16 protein-coding genes are annotated in these 17,390 nt (G+C 69.0%); 5 read left to right on the top strand and 11 right to left on the bottom strand.

Annotated elements, in window-relative coordinates; genetic code table 11:
* Positions 1-26 precede the first annotated feature (26 nt).
* From NC7_RS10505 to NC7_RS10495, 3 genes are all read right to left on the bottom strand, one after another.
* Positions 27-2,435, bottom strand: a complete 2,409-nt coding sequence (locus NC7_RS10505; RefSeq protein WP_067981428.1) for an MFS transporter — start codon at positions 2,433-2,435, stop codon at positions 27-29.
* A gap of 176 nt (positions 2,436-2,611) precedes the next feature.
* A complete protein-coding gene (locus tag NC7_RS10500; protein WP_067981402.1) occupies positions 2,612-2,977 on the bottom strand; it encodes a DUF5655 domain-containing protein in 366 nt (121 codons plus the stop codon).
* Positions 2,974-3,834 carry an NAD-dependent protein deacetylase gene (locus NC7_RS10495; protein WP_067981401.1) on the bottom strand — a complete coding sequence of 287 codons (861 nt, stop codon included), beginning with the start codon at positions 3,832-3,834 and terminating at the stop codon, positions 2,974-2,976. Before NC7_RS10495 ends, NC7_RS10500 begins: the two co-directional genes overlap by 4 nt.
* Positions 3,835-3,944: 110 nt before the next feature.
* Here NC7_RS10495 and NC7_RS10490 point away from each other — a divergent pair, with 110 nt between their 5' ends.
* The 3 genes from NC7_RS10490 to NC7_RS10480 all read left to right on the top strand — a co-directional run bounded on the left by NC7_RS10490 (position 3,945) and on the right by NC7_RS10480 (position 5,852).
* A complete protein-coding gene (locus tag NC7_RS10490) occupies positions 3,945-4,400 on the top strand; it encodes a hypothetical protein (RefSeq protein WP_067981400.1) in 456 nt (151 codons plus the stop codon).
* The gene (locus NC7_RS10485) at positions 4,397-4,954 is read left to right on the top strand and encodes an IQM protein middle domain-containing protein (RefSeq protein ID WP_067981399.1); all 558 of its coding nucleotides are present in this window, start codon (positions 4,397-4,399) and stop codon (positions 4,952-4,954) included. The genes NC7_RS10490 and NC7_RS10485 overlap by 4 nt, the downstream gene beginning before the upstream one ends.
* 355 nt (positions 4,955-5,309) lie before the next feature.
* Positions 5,310-5,852, top strand: a complete 543-nt coding sequence (locus NC7_RS10480; RefSeq protein WP_067981398.1) for a hypothetical protein — start codon at positions 5,310-5,312, stop codon at positions 5,850-5,852.
* On the opposite strand, the gene cobN is transcribed toward NC7_RS10480, so the two are convergent.
* The 6 genes from cobN to NC7_RS10450 form a co-directional block, all read right to left on the bottom strand.
* On the bottom strand, positions 5,822-9,640 hold the full coding sequence (gene cobN / locus NC7_RS10475; RefSeq protein WP_067981397.1) for a cobaltochelatase subunit CobN: 3,819 nt from the start codon (positions 9,638-9,640) through the stop codon (positions 5,822-5,824). The genes NC7_RS10480 and cobN overlap by 31 nt on opposite strands.
* A 182-nt stretch (positions 9,641-9,822) precedes the next feature.
* A complete protein-coding gene (locus NC7_RS10470; protein WP_067981396.1) occupies positions 9,823-10,179 on the bottom strand; it encodes a DMT family transporter in 357 nt (118 codons plus the stop codon).
* Positions 10,180-10,226: 47 nt separating this feature from the next.
* Positions 10,227-10,547, bottom strand: coding sequence for a DMT family transporter (locus NC7_RS10465; protein WP_067981425.1), 321 nt, complete (start codon positions 10,545-10,547; stop codon positions 10,227-10,229).
* 67 nt (positions 10,548-10,614) lie between these two features.
* Complete coding sequence (locus NC7_RS10460) at positions 10,615-11,088, bottom strand: MarR family transcriptional regulator (protein ID WP_067981395.1); 474 nt, start codon at positions 11,086-11,088, stop codon at positions 10,615-10,617.
* Positions 11,089-11,139: 51 nt separating this feature from the next.
* A complete protein-coding gene (locus tag NC7_RS10455; RefSeq protein WP_067981394.1) occupies positions 11,140-12,303 on the bottom strand; it encodes a MerR family transcriptional regulator in 1,164 nt (387 codons plus the stop codon).
* Positions 12,304-12,336: 33 nt separating this feature from the next.
* Positions 12,337-13,011 carry a hypothetical protein gene (locus NC7_RS10450; RefSeq protein WP_067981393.1) on the bottom strand — a complete coding sequence of 225 codons (675 nt, stop codon included), beginning with the start codon at positions 13,009-13,011 and terminating at the stop codon, positions 12,337-12,339.
* 225 nt (positions 13,012-13,236) lie between these two features.
* Between NC7_RS10450 and cobG the strand changes: the two genes are divergently transcribed.
* Positions 13,237-14,604, top strand: coding sequence for a precorrin-3B synthase (gene cobG / locus NC7_RS10445; RefSeq protein ID WP_067981392.1), 1,368 nt, complete (start codon positions 13,237-13,239; stop codon positions 14,602-14,604).
* Here the strand turns inward: cobG and NC7_RS10440 are convergent.
* Positions 14,601-14,918, bottom strand: coding sequence for a nuclear transport factor 2 family protein (locus NC7_RS10440; RefSeq protein WP_067981391.1), 318 nt, complete (start codon positions 14,916-14,918; stop codon positions 14,601-14,603). The genes cobG and NC7_RS10440 overlap by 4 nt on opposite strands.
* A 43-nt stretch (positions 14,919-14,961) precedes the next feature.
* Complete coding sequence (locus NC7_RS10435) at positions 14,962-16,146, bottom strand: low temperature requirement protein A (protein ID WP_067981390.1); 1,185 nt, start codon at positions 16,144-16,146, stop codon at positions 14,962-14,964.
* Between the two features lie 136 nt (positions 16,147-16,282).
* On the opposite strand from NC7_RS10435, the gene NC7_RS10430 reads away from it, so the two are divergent.
* Positions 16,283-17,374, top strand: a complete 1,092-nt coding sequence (locus NC7_RS10430) for an RNA ligase (ATP) (RefSeq protein WP_067981389.1) — start codon at positions 16,283-16,285, stop codon at positions 17,372-17,374.
* The last annotated feature ends 16 nt before the right edge of the window (positions 17,375-17,390 follow it).

Below are 17,390 nucleotides of genomic sequence, written 5' to 3'. Positions count from 1 at the left end.
GCGAACACGGCTGACCGGACCACTGACTACCGGCGATGCATCGATTCTTCGTTGTCGTATCCCAGGGTGACGTCGTGAGTGATCTCTCCACGGGTGACCGCCACCTGGCTCGCGACCGGTGGGTAGCCGCGAGCGACAACGGTGTACTCCCCCTCGGGCAGGTCGGGCACCAGGTAGCGGCCCTGGTCGTCGGTGCGGGTGGTGGCGGCCGGGTCGCCGCTGGAATCGAGGACGGTGATCTCGACATCCGCGACCGGGCGGTCGCCGTCGACCCAGGCCGAGCCCGTCAGGATGGCCATCGGCTCCAGGTCGATGTCGCGGTGCAGTGAGCCGGTTTCCGGGACGGTCAGGGCGAGTGCTGTCGGGCGCATGTGGTCGGCCACCGCGACCAGGGTGTAGGTGCCGCTGACGACGTCACGGCAGACGTAGGTGCCGTCCTCGCCCGTGATCGCCGCCCCGACCACCTCCCCTTCGGGATCGGTCAGGGTCACCGTCGCACCACACAGCGGTTCGCCGCGCCGCGCCGAGCGCACCATCCCGGTGAGTTCCCCCGCACCGGTGAGCATCAGGTCGACGTGCTGGGCACGCTCGCCGACCGACACGCTCACCGCCTCGGGCTGATGACCGGCGGCGGCCGCGATGAGGACATAGTTGCCCGGTCGCGGTGCCTCGATCAGGTACGCACCGTCGGTGTCACCGTTGCCGCGCGCCACTTGGTGGCCGTGCTGATCGATCAGGGTGAGCGTGGCCGACGGGACGGGTCGGGCATCGTCGCGACGCAACAGGCCCGCGATCACCCGACCGGTCGCCCCCGGCCGCAGTTTGCCCGCCATCTCGTGGGCGTCGTAGAGGCTCACATCCCGCAGCTGGGCACCCTCGGCGGTCTCGTCGGGAACCGGATCCTCCTGCAGCGGAATCTCTTTCATGAACACCAGCACCAGGCAGGCGACGATCGCCAGATCGGCGGCCAGCAGGAACACGGTGTGCATCGAGTCGGTGAAGCCCTCGAGGATCGGGATGCGGAGGTGGTCGGGCAGGGCGGCGATGCCGCTGGTGTCGCTCTGCAGGGCCTCGAGCCGGGCCGCGTCCAAACCCGGCGGGAGGGTGCCGCCGAACGCGCTCAGGATGGAGCCGGGCAGCCGATCGAACAGCACGGTGAGGAAGATCGCGACGCCGAGGGTGCCGCCGAGCTGCCGGAAGAAGGTGGCCGCCGCCGTCGACACGCCCATCTCGGTGCGGCCGACCGCGTTCTGCGCGGCGATCACCAGAGTCTGCATGCAGCCACCGAGCCCGAAACCCATGATCGCGCTGTAGGCCAGTGGTTGCCACAGTGGGCCGTCGTAGGTGATGCGAGCGAACAGGCCACAGCCGATCGCCAGGATCAGCGCGCCGAGAACCGGCAGCACCTTGTAGCGCCCACTGGCCTTGGTGATCAACCCCGACAGCTGGGCACCGACCATGATGCCGAGCACCAGCGGCAACATCAGCAACCCGGCTTCGGTGGGCGAGAAACCCCGCACCACCTGCAGGTATTGCGGAACCATCGTGATGGCGCCGAACATGGCAACACCGACGAGGAAGCCGCCGAGGATGGCGATGCTGAACGTGGAACTGCGGAACAACCGCAGCGGGATGAGCGCGGCGTCCTTCATCAGGAATTCCACGATCACGAATACCAGCAGCCCGCCCGCGCAGATGCCGTAGCAGAGCAACGATTTCGGAGACGTCCAGCCCCACAACCTGCCCTGTTCGGCGACGATCAGCAGCGGCACCACCCCGGCGACGAGCGCGAGGGCGCCGAACCAGTCGATCCGGCTGCGCTGCCGGATGTGGTCGACATTCAGCACCCGCCACACCACCAGGAACGCCAGGATGCCCACCGGCACGTTCACCAGGAACACCCAGCGCCAGCCCTCGATCCCGCCGAGACTCTCGTAATCGGACAGGAAGCCACCGACCACCGGACCGAGCACGGTGGCGATGCCGAAGACCATGAGGAAGTAACCCTGGTAGCGGACGCGTTCGCGGGCGGGCACGATGTCGCCGACGATGGTGAACGCCAACGACATCAGCCCACCGGCCCCGAGCCCCTGGAACGCACGGCAGCCCGCCAGCTGGTACATCGTCTGGGCGAAGCAGCAGGCCGCCGAACCGATGACGAACAGTGCGATCGCCAGCAGATAGAACGGTTTACGCCCGTAGATGTCGGCGAGTTTGCCGTAGAGGGGCGTGGTGACGGTCGCGGTGATGAGGTATGCCGTTGTCGCCCAGGCCTGTTCGTCGAAGCCGTCGAGGCTGTTCGCGATCCGCACGATCGCGACGCTGACGATGTTCTGGTCGAGCGCGGCCAGGAACACCCCCAATAGCAGGCCGGACAGGATGGTGAGTGTCCGGCGGTGCGTGAGGCGTGGTTCGGCGACGACGGTATCGGTCATGGAAAAGCCCTGGTTCTGATCGGCTGGCTGGTGGGTGTCGATCATTCGGCCCACACGAGGGCCGACAACCCCGCTGCGAGGAAAACTTTGCGCCGCGGGTGGAACTCTTCACGCGCTGGTGGCCAGAGCTTACCCACGTCGGATCCGGGGCCGTCACCGAGGGATCAAGTTACCGTTCATTTCGCGCCGAAACGGTAGGCGGCGGCGATCAGTTCCGCCAGTCGTGGGTCGCGAGCCTCATCGAGAGAATGCACCACTACCAGGTGATTCCAGCGAGCGCGGCCCACCTGTGTCACTCGGTAGACCGGTGGGTGCGCCGTTTCCCGGTCGAGCGCGAGCATGATCTGCACGGTGCCTTCGGGATTCTTTCCGGTGACGTTGTAGAGCCACACCCACGCGAACTTCCGCGCGACGGCGAAAACGATCTGCGAGGCCACCGACACCTCCACCGGACCATTGCTCGCGATCAATTCGCGCAATACTCCGAAGATCTCACGCGAGTGCGGTTTGCCCGAAAAGTACGCCTCGACAGGGGCGCTCATCGCGGTACGGCCGGGGTCGCGGTGGTGAGCCGGTCGGCCAGGGTGGACAGGGTCTGCGAACAACCGGCCGGAATGCGCACGGCGGCCAGGTCGTCGGCGCGGGTTGCGCCGCGGTTCACGATCACCACCGGCACACCGTTCTTCGCGGCGCGGCGGACGAATCGCAGACCGGACATCACGGTGAGCGACGATCCCGCCACCAGCAGTGCCTCGGCGTCGTCGACCAGGGCGAAGGCCGCCGCCACCCGCTCGGCTGGCACGGTTTCGCCGAAGTAGACGATATCGGGCTTGAGCATGCCGCCGCACCGGGCACAGTCGAGCATCCGGAAGCGGTCGGTGTCGGTGACCACCGCATCCGCGTCGGGCGCGACCTCGATGCCCCCGCCGTGCGAAACCTCGTCGGCGAAACCGGGGTTGGCCGCCTCCAGCTGTTCGGCCAGGGTCATGCGGGAGATCACCGCCGCGCAGCGCAGGCAGCACACGCGGGCGTACGTGCCGTGCAGGTCGATGACCCGGCGAGCACCGGCTTTCGTGTGCAGCAGGTCGACGTTCTGCGTGATCACCCCCGACACCACGTCCGCGTGTTCCAGCCGGGCCAGCGCGCGGTGGCCCGGATTCGGGCGGGCGGCGTCCATTCGCCGCCAGCCGAGGTGATTGCGGGCCCAGTACCGCTGCCGGAAGGCCGCGTCGCCGACGAACTGCTGATAGGTCATCGGATTGCGGGGTGGTGAGTCGGGGCCGCGGTAGTCGGGGATTCCGCTGTCGGTGCTCAGACCCGCCCCGGACACCACCACGACGCGGCGTCCGGCCAGCAGCTCGGCCGCACGCTCCACCAGGTCCAGGGTGGGCTCGCCCATGAAGTCATGGTACGAGTGGGCGGGCGCGGGGCGGCACGCCGGTGGAGTTGCGTGGCGAGCGGGTGCGGCGACATGATGACTCATCTGCCCGGCGATGTCAGAGGAAACTGGTGTCCGACAACGACGAACACGGCCGAAGCGCGCTCAACGGCGCGGTCGACGGGACCATTGTCGCCGTCCGCCGCATGTTCTACGTCCTCGGTGACGAGGTCGACCGCTCCGAGGGACCGATCGAGTTCACCTTCCACAACGGTGCCACCCTGCTGCTCGATTCCGGGGTGGACGGCTCGGAACTGCGGATCCGGTCGGCGCCGTGGCGTGATCCGTTCGAACCGCTCGTCGACCCGGTCAATATCGAATACGTCGCCGAATCGGGCAAATACACCGCGTTCGATGTCACCGACGAAGAGCCCTACCGCGCCTTCACCGGCCGTCGTGTCGACGCGGTCTCGGTGGTACCCCTGCCCGACGGCCGCCCTCGCGCCGCGACCCTCTACCTCGGCGAGGCCCTGGTGAAAGCGGAAACGATCGCCGACGAAGTGATCGTCACCCTGGTACCCGCGTGACGAGTTTCGCCGACCGTATTCGCCGATTGTTCGGCGCCCGAACGGATTCCGCGTCGGCACCGTCGCAGAGACCAGCGTTCGAGACGACACCGTTGCGGCCGGAGTTCACCGGGGAGCACCTGCCGGGCAACCGGGTGTGGGCCGACAGTCACGTCGCCTACCTCGATGAGCACGCGCGCCAGCGGTTCCGGCTGCACGCCCGCGACGGCCTGCTCCACGCCGCCGACGGTGCCCTGTTCGACACCACCGAGGCCAGCACGCTGTGGTCGCCGGAGGGTGGCCGGGCCATCTTCGTCATGGACGCCACGGGCACGCTGTACTCCTCGCCTCAGCACCTGCTCGGCCGGTTCCACCACTCCAGCTTCCTGGCCGGTGGCCCGGTGGCCGCCGCCGGGGAGATCGTGGCCAGGCAGGGCCGGGTGCTGCTGGTGTCGGATCACAGCACCCACTACCGCCCGCCGCGGCGCTTCACCCGGCAGGTCCCGCTCGCCTTGCGCGCCCAAGGCATCGAGGTCGGCGACCTACCCCTCGAAACACGCTCGCACGAACCGTGATCCGAGCGCTCAGTGGCCCGAGGCCAGCTCCGCCATGACGGTGTCGGTGAGCTCATCGATGAGGCGCCGCGGATCTGGTGACTCTCGTCGGCCAGGGTGCTGGTGCACATCCCGAACGCGCCGTCGGCGTCGTAGAGCACGGCCGCGCCCGCCGCGATCCCGTCGTCGCTGAGGTGACCCTCCGCCTCGATGCCCATCTCGACGCCGATCGGCATGCGCGAGAACGTGATCGACACATCGGGCTCCTCGGCCACGAGACCTGGGTGAGTTCCCCGACCGGAGTTCAGGGTCGACACCGGATGTCGCCGATCCGGCATCGGCCTAGCGTCGAGGGCACACCGACGAGGAGAACACCGTGCGAAAACTCACCATCGCGCTCACGACCGCGACCGTCTACGCCGTGCTGGCGACCCTGGTGCTGTGCACCATGGTCGCGGAGACGATCTTCCTGTACCCGAACTACTTCCACGATGTTCCGGCGTCGCTGGCGGTGGCAGATGAGTTCACCGCCGTGGTCTCGGTCGGCAGTGTGATGCGTCCGCTCGGCATGGTGCTGACGCTGAGCGCCGTCCTGGCGGTCGCGGCCGGGGTGTGGTCGGGGCGGGCCCGTGGCTGGCTGCTCGCCTCGATCGTGCCGTTCGTCTCGGGGATGTTCCTGCTGTCGATGCTGTACCTGTGGCCGCGCTGGCCGATCCTGTTCGAGGATCGTGCCCTGTACACGGTCAACGAATTGCGACGCACGGTCGGCGAAATCGGGGTCGCGCACGCGGCACGGGTGCTGTGCGGCCTGCTCACCGCCGTCTTCGCCGTGATCGCGGCCCTGCGGATCTACCGTGACCGGATTCTCCTGCGGGCCGCGCAGGCCGACTACTCGAGTTCGCCCTCGGTCTCGAGGTAGATCTGACGCAGCTTGTCCAGGGTTTCCGGCTCGGGATGCTCCCAGAGCTCGCGCTCGGCCGCCTCGAGCAGTCGTTCGGCGATGCCGTGCAGGGCCCAGGGGTTGGACTGCTCCATGAACTTGCGGTTCACATCGTCGAAAACATAGCTCTCGGAGAGCTTTTCGTACATCCAGTCGGCGACCACGTTGGTCGTCGCGTCGTAGCCGAACAGGTAGTCGACGGTCGCGGCCATCTCGAAGGCACCCTTGTAGCCGTGGCGGCGCATCGCCTCGAGCCAGCGCGGGTTCACCACGCGCGCACGGAACACGCGGGCGGTTTCCTCCGAGAGGGTGCGGGTGCGGACCGCGTCGGGGCGGGTGGAGTCGCCGATGTAGGCCTCGGGGTTCCTCCCGGTGAGCGCGCGGACCGTGGCGACCATGCCGCCGTGGTACTGGAAGTAGTCGTCGGAGTCGGCGATGTCGTGTTCGCGGGTGTCGGTGTTCTTGGCCGCCACCGCGATGCGCTGGTAGGCGGTGCGCATGTCGTCGGCGGCGGGGGCGCCGTCGAGGTCCCGGCCGTAGGCGTAGCCACCCCAGGTGGTGTACACCTGGGCGAGGTCGTCGTCGGTGCGCCAGCTCTTGGAGTCGATGAGCTGCAGCAGGCCCGCGCCGTACGTGCCGGGCTTGGAACCGAAGATGCGGGTGGTGGCGCGGCGGGCGTCACCGTGCTCGGCCAGGTCCGCGTCGGCGTGGGCGCGAACATAATTCGCCTCGGCCGGTTCGTCGAGGGCGGCCACGAGGCGTACGGCGTCGTCGAGCAGCGCGAGCACGTGGGGGAAGGCGTCGCGGAAGAAGCCGGAGATGCGCACGGTGACGTCGATGCGCGGGCGACCGAGTTCGTCCACGGGAATCACCTCGAGGGAGGTGACGCGGCGGCTCGCCTCGTCCCACACAGGGCGCACGCCGAGCAGGGCGAAGACCTCGGCGATGTCGTCGCCGGAGGTGCGCATGGCCGAGGTGCCCCACACCGACAGGCCGACCGACTTCGGGTACTCGCCGTGGTCGGCCAGGTACCGCGCGAGCAGGGACTCGGCCATGGCCTGGCCGGTCTCCCAGGCCAGGCGTGACGGGACGGCCTTCGGATCGACGGAATAGAAGTTGCGACCGGTCGGCAGCACGTTGATGAGACCGCGCAGCGGGGAACCGCTGGGGCCCGCGGGAATGAAACCACCGTTGAGGGCGTGCAGGACTCGGGCGATCTCGATACCGGTCTCGCGCAGGCGCGGAACGACCTCGGTCGCGGCGAACCGCAGCACGGTCTTCACCGCGTCCAGCCGCCCGCTCACCGCGACACCGCCTGCCGCAGCCGTTCCGCCTGGTGCGGCAGCGCTCATGGTGTCCGACCGACCAGCTGTTCCGACTGCAACCACGCCGTCAGCCGTGTTTCGGGCGGCGTCGTCCGTCGAGTCGACATCGCCTACCGCTGCGGCGGTCCCGGCTCCCTCGGTCACGCTCGCGGACTCGGACGCGGAGGAATCGTCGACTCCCCCGGCGAGAATCGCGGTGGCGTAGTCGTCGACCAGCGCGTCCACGGCATCCACGGACCAGTCCGTCGCTTGCAAGGCTGCGAGCAGCTCACGGGCGCGGGCTTCCACCACATCCACGCGGGTGCGGGCTTCGTCACCGGCTTCGCTGAGCCCCAACGCTTCTCGCAGGCCGGGGACGTTCTGTTCGCCACCCCACAACTGACGGGCGCGCAGCATGGCCAGCACCAGGTCGAGTTCCATCTCGCCCTCGGGGGCGTGGCCGAGGATGTGCAGCCCGTCGCGGATCTGCACATCCTTGATCTCGCAGAGCCAGCCGTCGACGTGCAGGAGCATGTCGTCGAAGACGTCCTCGTCGGGGCGTTCGGCCAGGCCGAGGTCGTGGTCCATCTTGGCCGCGCGCATGAGCGTCCAGATCTGCTGGCGGATGGCGGGCAGCTTGGCCGGGTCCAGGGCGGAGATGTTGGCGTGCTCGTCGAGCAACTGTTCCAGACGTGAGATGTCGCCGTAGGTCTCGGCCCGCGCCATCGGCGGGATGAGGTGGTCGACGAGGGTGGCGTGGGCGCGGCGCTTGGCCTGCGTGCCCTCACCGGGGTCGTTCACCAGGAACGGGTAGATCAGCGGCAGGTCGCCGAGCGCGGCGTCGGTGCCGCAGGACGCGGACATGCCGAGGGTCTTGCCGGGCAGCCATTCCAGATTGCCGTGCTTGCCGAGGTGCACCATCGCGTCGGCACCGAAACCGTCGGCCGACGACAGCCACCGGTAGGCCGCCAGGTAGTGATGGCTCGGCGGCAGATCGGGATCGTGGTAGATGGCGACCGGGTTCTCCCCGAAACCGCGAGGCGGCTGCACCATCAGCACCACATTGCCGAAACGCAGTGCGGCGATCACGATCTCACCGGCCGGGTCGGACGAGCGGTCCACATACAGTTCGCCCGGCGGCGGACCCCAAGCCTCGACCACGGCCGCACGCAGGTCGGCGGGCAGCGACTCGAACCAGCGGGAGTAGACGGTGGCACCGATGCGGATCGGGTTGCCCTCGAGCTGTTCGGCGCTGAGCCAGTCGGGATCCTGGCCGCCTGCGGCGATCAGGGCGTGGATCAGGGCGTCACCGTCGCCTTCGGCGAGGCCGGGGATCTCGTCGATGTCGCCGAGGTCGTAACCGGCGGAACGCATTTCGGCGAGCAGGCGGATGGCGCTCGCCGGGGTGTCGAGGCCGACGGCATTGCCGATACGGGCGTGTTTGGTCGGGTAGGCCGACAGCATGAGCGCGATCCGCTTGTCGCCGTTGGGAATATGACGCAGCCGGGCGTGGCGGACCGCGATCCCGGCGACGCGGGCCGCGCGTTCGGGATCGGGGGCGTAGGTGGACAGCCCGTCCTCGTCGAACTCCTTGAACGAGAACGGCACCGTGATGATGCGGCCGTCGAACTCCGGCACCGCCACCTGGGTGGCGACGTCGAGCGGGGACAGGCCGTCGTCGTTGGCCTCCCACTGGGCGCGCGGGCTGGTCAGGCACAGGCCCTGCAGGATCGGCACGTCGAGGGCGGCCAGCGCGGCCACGTCCCAGGCCTCGTCGTCGCCACCCGCCGACGCGGTGGCGGGCTTGCTGCCGCCCGCGGCGAGCACGGTGACCACCAGGGCGTCGGCCCGGCCGAGGAGGGTGAGCAGTTCCGGCTCGGCGGTTCGCAGCGACGCCGCGTAGACGGGCAGGGCACGGGCGCCCTTGGCTTCGATGGCTGTGCACAATGCATCGACGTAACCGGTGTTGCCCGCCAGGTGCTGGGCGCGGTAGTAGACGACGGCGACCGTTGGGGCGTGCGGTTCGAGGATGCGCGCCGAGCGTTCGAGCTCGCCCCAGGTCGGCAACTGGACCGGCGGCTCGAACCCGTGACCGGTGAGCAACACCGTGTCGGACAGGAAGTTGGCGAGCTGACGCAGGTTGTCGGCGCCACCCGCGGCGAGGTAGTTGTGGGCGTCGGCGGCGACGCCGACCGGCACGGTGGAACACTCCATCAGTTCCGCGTCCGGAGCGATCTCGCCGCCGAGCGCGACCATCGGAATCCCGCTGGCCCGCACCGCGTCCAGGCCCTCCTCCCAGGCGCGCCTGCCGCCGAGGATGCGCACGATCACCAGGTCGACGCCGTCGAGCAGCTCCCCCAGATCCTCGACCAGCAGGCGGGCCGGGTTGGCCCACCGGTACTCGGCGCCGCTCGCCCGGGCGCTCAGCAGGTCGGTGTCGGAGGTGGACAGCAGCAGGATCACAGGGTGAGACCTTCCTCGGGTTGACGCGCCCATCGGGTTGCGGTGCTCGCCGGAGAGGGTCTGGCTGTTCACAGTGGCGCGACCGCACCGGATTTCCACCGGTTTCCTCGACGCCCGCCGAGCAAGTCGATGGTACTGGCCCGGACGCGCCCGCAACTTTCCAGCCCGCGTCCAGGCCTCGCTCAGGCGGCCTCGGCGCGGTCCGCGAGCTTGAGCCAGACGACACCCGCGATGATCACGGCGAGCCAGAAGGCTTTGAGAACGGTGAGCGTTTCCGCGAAGAACACCGGCCCGAGCAGCGCGGCGCCGACCGCCCCGATGCCCGCCCAGACGGCGTAGCCGATGCCGACGTCGATCGTCTTCAGCGCGACGCTGAGGGCGAAGAGGGTGAGCAGGAAGAAGACGATCGCGACCAGCGACCAGGTGAGGACGGTGAAGCCGTGGCTGCCGCCCACCGCCAAGGCGTAGCCGACTTCGAAGGCGCCTGCGAGCAGGAGGACGAGCCAGGCAGTGGCGGGAGTGCGGTTCTCGGTGGTCATTGTTCGGCCTTTCGGTGAGACAGGAGTGGGGTTTCGAACGAGGTTGCTCAGGCGCCACCGCTGAGCTGCAGGCCGACGACACCGCCGATGACGATCACGATGCCAACCACCTTTCGCCAGTCCACGCGCTGACCGAACAGCACCGCACCGAGGACGACGATCCCGACACCGGCCAGGGAGGTCCAGATCGCGTACCCGGCGCCGACGTCGAAGGTGAGCAGGGCGAGACTCAGGAAGTAGGTCGCGATCGCACCGCTGACCAGTGTGGCGATCGTCCATCGAAGGTCGGTGAAGCCCTTGGCTTTTCCGGCCGCCAGCGCGACGGCGATCTCGAAGACGACGGCGATGGCGAGATAGAGCCAGCTCACGATAATGCCTTTCTTTGGTTGTACATACATATATTTGCGGTCAGAACCTCACCGAACAGCGACGAGGTCAGGAGTTCAGATGGTCGGTCTCCGAACGACGCGCGACCAGCGCATCGACGATCGGTGACAGCTCGGCGGCGTCAGCGAGGAGGCGTTCCAACTGGAGCCGGAAGGGCTCACGCGCCTCCCGCACGAGCACCTCCCCCGCCGGGGTGATCACCGCGTACACACCGCGGCCGTCCTCCGAACACAGATCCCGTCGCGTGAACCCGCGCCCTTCGAGGCGCCCGAGCAACCGGGTCACCGAACTCTGATTGAGCCCGATCCGACCGGCCAGCTCGCTGACCCGGATCTCCTTGTCCGGAGCGGCGGCGAGCTGCCGAAGGGCGTGGTACTCGGTGAGCCCGATGCCGTGATGCAGCGTCAGCCACTTCCCGAGACCGGAGTCGACGGTCGCGACGAGAGCGGACGCACGAAACCACTCGTCGACCGGGTCGCCGACCGGAAGGTCTCCCCGTTCCGCAAGTTCATGCTTGTGCATGCAGTTAAATTAGCACCGGACCTGCCGGGCCGCAACCCGGCAGGTCGAGCACTACGCCGGGGCGGCTTCGCAGGGCATGGCCAGGGTCAAGAGGTCGCCGTCGTCGGCCGAGCGGATGCGAGCGGGGAGGTCGGGTGCCGACAGGTCGAGCATGATGTCGGGGCCGATCGCACCCGCGACGGCCGGGTAGAGGGTGGTCAGGGCGAAGTGGACGGTCATCGATTCACCGGTGACAGCCGCATCGACCGTGGTCTGGTTGTCCGTGATCGACTGATCCGGTGCGGCGTCACGCCCCGGAACGGAGACGGTGAGCGTGTCCGGGGAGCTGAGGTGCAGCGTCAGGGTCGGCGCGGCCGCGCGTTCCATCGCCTCCAGAAAGTGTCGGCGAGGCAGGACGACCCTGCTCCGGGTCGGGGGCAGCGCCGCGAGCATGGCCCGGTAGTTCGGGAAGTCCTCGGCGGAGCGGCGGCAACGCTGTGGCACGGACGCATCGGGATCCGCGGTGGCACAGGCGAATTCGAGGTGGTCGGGGGTCGGTCGGAGAACGACGGTGTGTCGACGGCGAAGCCAGGAGGTTGTCGACCGCAGCGCGGTGGCGTCGATGGTGGCGGTCCACGCTGTCGTCGCGGTGATCGGGCGCAGCGTGCGCGAGGCCAGCCGGTATCGGTCGGTGGCGGTGAGCGTCAACCCTTCGGCGCCCGCCTCGAACAGGACGGTGTCGAGCACGGGCAGGGCCGAGTCGGCGAGGGTGGCGGTGAGGACCTGGTCGATCGCCGCCGCGAGCACCGGTCCGCCGATTCGGACGGTCTCCTCGGCCGAGTCGAGCGGAGACAGCTCCGGACCGCGCTCGGTCCGGTCGGGCAGCGGTCGGACGTAACCGCCGAGCGCGCGGTGGGCGGCGGCCGCCGCCGCGTCGAATTCGGCACGGCGGCGACGGATTTCGGTGAGGTGGGCGTCGAGCAGACGAGTGGCCCGGGTGGGGTCGGGTTCGGCGAGTACCGCCGCGACAGCCGGTAGCGGCATGTCGACGGCCCGCAGATGGCGGATCAGACACGCGGGAGCGGCCTGGTCGGGGGTGTAGTAGCGGTAGCCGGTGTCCTCGTCGACCAGGGCGGGGACGAGGACTCCGGCGTCGGCGTAGAAGCGCAGAGCACTGGCGTTCAGTCCGCAGACGCGGGCGAACGCTCCGATGGTGATCAGTTCGGTGTCGGTCACCGGCTCATGCTCAGGCTTCCAGTGACTCGAAGGTCAAGACGAACCGCCGCGGGTGCCCGCGGCGACCATCTCCGGGGATCCGGTGCCCAGGTGACGGTAGACGTTGGCGATCACCAGCCGGCCGAGCGCGTTGTTGCCGTAACCGCCGATGACCGCGCCGATGCCCGCCGGAATGAGGGTGCCGAACAGGAGCAGGCCACGTTTGACGAGGTAGTTCACGATGAAGCGTTTGGCCGGTCCGTCGGGCATGCTCGACAGGCCGGGGATGTGATCGGTGACCACACCGAGCCACTTGCCCTTCGTGTGGCCCGCGGTCTGGTCGAGAACCTTGGTGCCCGAGTCGCCGAGGACCACCTTCGACACCAATTTCAGCTGGCGCGGATCCTCGGGCGCCACGCCGTAGGCCGCGGCGGCACCCACCGAGAACACCGACGACGCTTCCACGAAGACGGCGGTGTCGACGCCGGTGGCAACCAGACCGATCAGCGTGCCGATGCCGGGCACGGCGGCGGTGAGCCCGACGGTGACGCCGCTGGCGGTGACGACGACCAGGTACTGGCGCGAGAGCCGCTGCACGAGTTCCACGGGTGAATCGTCGGGGTGCCTGCTTCCCAACCAGTCGACGTAACGATGCACCACGGGCGCCTGCGCGTGGGCGACCTTGTCGAGCGCGGGAACGACACGCTTGTCCACGAATTCACGCAGCATGCGGTTGACCTCTCCTGTCGGGCGTTCTTCCGGTGGCGATCCGCCACCAACACTAGGCGGATACCGTTTCCCGACGATGCGCAAACACGGGCAGGTCGTGGCACACCACGAAGGCTGTGACGCCGGAGCGGTCGCTGCGGATCGCCGATCAGGGGATGCGGGTCGGCCTGGACCCGGTAGGTCACCGATCGGCGCCGGGACGGAATGGTCGTAGGCTGGGGAATCATGACCAGGAGTGTTCCCGATTCTTGCCCAGGGGTGCTGCGGCTGCACGAGGCGGCCGACGGACCGTTGGCGCGGATTCGTGTGCCCGGCGGGCGGCTGGAATCGGAGCAGGTGCGGGTGCTCGCGGAGGCCGCACACGAACTGGGGAACGGGAACCTCGAACTCACCTCGCGCGGCAATGTGCAGTTGCGGCAGGTGCGCGATGCCGGTGAGCTCGCGGCCCGATTGGCGACGGCGGGGTTGCTGCCGAGTCGGACGCACGAGCGGGTGCGCAATATCGTCGCGTCACCACTGTCCGGGCGGGTGGGGGGATTCGCCGATGTGCACGGCCTGGCCACCGAACTCGATGCGGGCTTGCGGTCCGATGGCGCGCTGGCCGACCTGCCGGGCCGGGTCCTGTTCACCCTCGACGACGGCCGTGGTGACGTGAGCACCCTGCGCGGCGACATCGGGATCCAGGCCGTCGGCGACGAGTTCGCGGTGCTGCTCGCCGGGACCGATACCGGCATCCGCGTCACTCCCGACGAGGCCGTCCCGGTCATGCTCGACGCCGCGCACGGCTTCCTCGACCTGCGTGCGGATTCGGGGCAGTGGCGGTTGCACGAGATCCCCGGCGGCGTCGAGAAGGTCACCGAGACCCTCGACCGCTCCCCCACCGGTGCGCGCCTGGAACTCGGTGCGACACACGACGTTCCGATCGGCTGGTTCGAACAGGACGACAGCCTGGTCGCCCTCGGCGCCGGTGTCCCCCTCGGTACCCTGCCCGCCCGCGTCGCCGAATTCCTCGCCGCCGTGGAACGGCCCGTATTCCTCACGCCGTGGCGCAGTGTGGTGCTGCCCGACCTCGCGGAAGGTCCCGCCGAGACCGTCGTGCGGGTGCTCGCGCCGATGGGCTTGATCTTCGACGCCGACTCCCCGTGGCTACGGGTGAGCGCCTGCGCGGGCCGCCCCGGCTGCGCCAAGTCCCACACCGATGTCCGCGCCGACCTCACCGACGCCGTCGACACCGGACGCGTGCTCGGCGGCGACCCACCCGACCCCACCGAGAGCCTCGAAACAGCCGAGCCCGGCGCCGACATCGAGCGCGCGCTCCCGGCCGAGGGCCGTTCCATGACAGCCGAGCCCGGCCTCGATACCGAGCGCACACTCCTGACCGAGAGCCGTTCCTCGGCAGCCGAGCCCGGCCCCGAACGCATCCGCCCTGCCGATGCACCGGACCGGGCCGAGACCGGCCTCGACGCCGCCGACGTGGTGACGACCGGTCGTCAACACTGGTCCGGCTGCGAACGCCGCTGCGGCCGCCCCACCGGCCCCGTCACCGATGTCGTCGCCACCGAAGACGGGTACCGCATCGACCGACCGGACTAAGTCAGGTCGGCGTTGCCCTCGATCACCTTCAGCAGGTAGTGGAACTTGCTGATCCGCCGGCCCGCGTCGGTGCGGCGGGCGGCGAGCGCGTAGCTGCCGATGAAGGTGCGGGTCCTGCCGTTGACGGCCGAGTTGTTCACGTGCACCGCGATGGCGTCGGCGTGGGCGGTGGCCTCGTCGCCGTCGAAGTCGACCTCGTCGGTGAAGACCTCGGCGACCAGGTCGTCCCAGCGTTTCTGATCGCAGTACACGAACATCCGGGTGATCGCCTCAGTGATCGCGAGAGTGTCTGCGAGAGTGTTCGATTCGGCCATGCGGCGAGAGGAGGACAGGTCCGCGCGAACCGCACAGTCGTGCTCACCTGCTCCGCATTCGCGTCGTCTCCGACACCACCGAGGCGATCAGCACGACGGTCACACCGACCACCGTCCACAACCCGCCGAGGTGCGGTGACGCCGCAGCCAGTCCGAGGGCTGCGAGGAAACACGGCAGCGGCCAGCGCAACAACCAACGAAAGCCCGCGCCGACCGCGCCACCCAGTCCACAGACCAGGAAGTACGCCGCCGCGCCACCACAGAGCACCCAGCCGACACCGACCGGGAGATGCCCGGATGGGTGGGCAGCTACCAGCCCGAGCCCGGCGGCCACAGTGGCCACCGCCGCGCTGAGCGTGCAATGCATCGCCATCAGCCGCGGCAGCGGTAGGGGCGAGGCAGCGTCCGTCTGCTCCATCATGCGTGGCACGAACCCGAATCGCAGCGTCAGCGCCCACATCGCCAGCAGCGACAGGAACGCGCAGACACCGATCACCGCGACAGGCACCGTCCAGTCCTCGGTGGACACCGCCGCGATCACCGAGATCACACCTTCCCCGAGCACGATGATCAGGAATTGACCGAGCCGCTCACCCAGGTGTGGCGAATCAGCATGCAGCGCTTGCAGTTTCGGTGGGGTGAAGCGCGGGTGCCCCCGGGGCGCACGGCCTCGGCGTAGCCGGGCCCGCATCCGACGTTCGGCGTCGACCATCCTGCGCTCGCCGTCGACGGCGAACATGATCCACAGGTCGATCGCGAGCCCCACCGCCCAGAGCACGAACTTCCACGGCGCGGGCACCCACAGCGACACCACCCAGGGCACGGTGCCCGCGCCGATCTGGGCGATCGGCCAGTCGACCACCACCTGCCCACGCCGCCACACCATCCCCGACACGATCCGCACCAGCACGTAGATTCCGGCGAACACCGCCGCGTGTTCGCCGGGCAGACCGTCGACCGCGGCCATCATCACGCACAGGCCGAACATGCAACCGAACACCATCGTGGTTCTTGCCTGCTCACCGGCCACGTTGCTGTACACGGTGACACACGCCCACACGACCCAGAACGCGAGGTAGAGGACCACATACAGGCCGAACTCACCGAGCGAGGGACCGCGATGCAGCAGGTGGGTCAGCTGACCGATACCCGCGACGGCGACCAGGTCGAAGAAGAGTTCGGTCCAGCTGGCGCGCCGCTCCTCGGTGGTGTGCTCGGAGTTTGCCACCCGCCAAGTATGTGGCCGCACGGTGATGTGAGCGTGTCACCGACCGAGCCGTGTCGCGGCGGCGCGCGTGCGAAAACCGTTCGACGCTCCGAGCGGGGCGACCCTACGCTGGCCTCCTCGAAACGAGGGGGTTCCCATGTCCACACTGCGAGTGACGGCCGAGCGGCTCGTCGTCCTGCCACACCCGAACGCCGATCGGCTGGAGCTGGCCCAGGTCGGGCTGTACCGGGCCGTTGTCGCCAAGGGCCAGTTCGTCACCGGCGACCACGCCGTGTACATCCCGGAACAGGCGATCGTGCCCGACCCGCTGATCGCCGAGCTGGGCCTCACCGGCAAATTGGCGGGCTCGCACCGCAATCGGGTGAAGGCGGTGCGCTTGCGCGGGGAGGTGTCCCAGGGCATCGTGTGCACGCCCAGCGCGCTGGCCGAGACCGATCTGGCAGCCGCGGCCGAGGCGCGCACCGATTTCGCCGCCGAGCTCGGGGTGACCAAATGGGTTCCGCCGGTACCGGTGTCGATGTCGGGACAGGTGCAACCCGCACCCGATCTGCTGCCCTGGATCGATGTGGAGAACATCAAGCGGTTCCCCGAAATCTTCACCGAGGGCGAGCCGGTGGTGGCGACGGAGAAGATCCACGGCACCGCCTTCCTGCTCACCCACCTGCGTGCCGAGGACCGGGTCCTGGTGTCGTCCAAGGGGATCGGTGGCAGGTCGCAGGCACTCATCCGCGCCGAGGACAATCTGTACTGGCGGGCGGTGTGCGCCCATCGACTCGACGCGGCGGCCCGCGCGCTCACCGTGGCGCTCGACGCGGAGCGAGTCGGGCTCTTCGGCGAGGTGTTCGGGGCGGGCGTGCAGGACCTGCACTACGGCGCGTCGGCCGCACACGACGACACACTGGGTTTCGCGCTGTTCGACATCGCGGTCGAGCGGGCGGGGGCGCCCGTGCGGTGGCTCGACCACGCCGAAATCGGTGCGCTGCTCGGCCAACTCGATCTCGGTGTGCCCCGCGTACCGGTGCTCTACGAAGGACCCTACGACGCGGAGTTGCTGCTGAAGCTGGCCGAGGGTGCCGAGACCGTGAGCGGATCGGGTCGCAATATCCGTGAAGGCCTCGTGGTGCGTGCCGCGAGCGAACGGTACTCGCCCGTGCTCGGCGGACGGGCGATCGGCAAGATCGTCTCCGACGGGTACCTGCTGCGCGACGGCGGTACCGAATTCGAGTGACCGGGGCGGGCCGGGG

This window comes from Nocardia caishijiensis NBRC 108228, assembly GCF_001612825.1.
Classification (GTDB): Bacteria; Actinomycetota; Actinomycetes; order Mycobacteriales; family Mycobacteriaceae; genus Nocardia; species Nocardia caishijiensis.
This window is presented reverse-complemented; position numbering and strand designations above follow the sequence as displayed.

Bases quoted from the DNA above. Each gene is read 5' to 3' on its own strand.
- NC7_RS10500 (WP_067981402.1), bottom strand. From the start codon at position 2,977: ATGAGCGCCCCTGTCGAGGCGTACTTTTCGGGCAAACCGCACTCGCGT.
- NC7_RS10460 (WP_067981395.1), bottom strand. From the start codon at position 11,088: ATGCACAAGCATGAACTTGCGGAACGGGGAGACCTTCCGGTCGGCGAC.
- NC7_RS10440 (WP_067981391.1), bottom strand. From the start codon at position 14,918: ATGGCCGAATCGAACACTCTCGCAGACACTCTCGCGATCACTGAGGCG.
- NC7_RS10505 (WP_067981428.1), bottom strand. From the start codon at position 2,435: ATGACCGATACCGTCGTCGCCGAACCACGCCTCACGCACCGCCGGACA.
- NC7_RS10430 (WP_067981389.1), top strand. From the start codon at position 16,283: ATGTCCACACTGCGAGTGACGGCCGAGCGGCTCGTCGTCCTGCCACAC.
- NC7_RS10495 (WP_067981401.1), bottom strand. From the start codon at position 3,834: ATGGGCGAGCCCACCCTGGACCTGGTGGAGCGTGCGGCCGAGCTGCTG.
- NC7_RS10450 (WP_067981393.1), bottom strand. From the start codon at position 13,011: ATGCTGCGTGAATTCGTGGACAAGCGTGTCGTTCCCGCGCTCGACAAG.
- cobG (WP_067981392.1), top strand. From the start codon at position 13,237: ATGACCAGGAGTGTTCCCGATTCTTGCCCAGGGGTGCTGCGGCTGCAC.
- NC7_RS10470 (WP_067981396.1), bottom strand. From the start codon at position 10,179: ATGACCACCGAGAACCGCACTCCCGCCACTGCCTGGCTCGTCCTCCTG.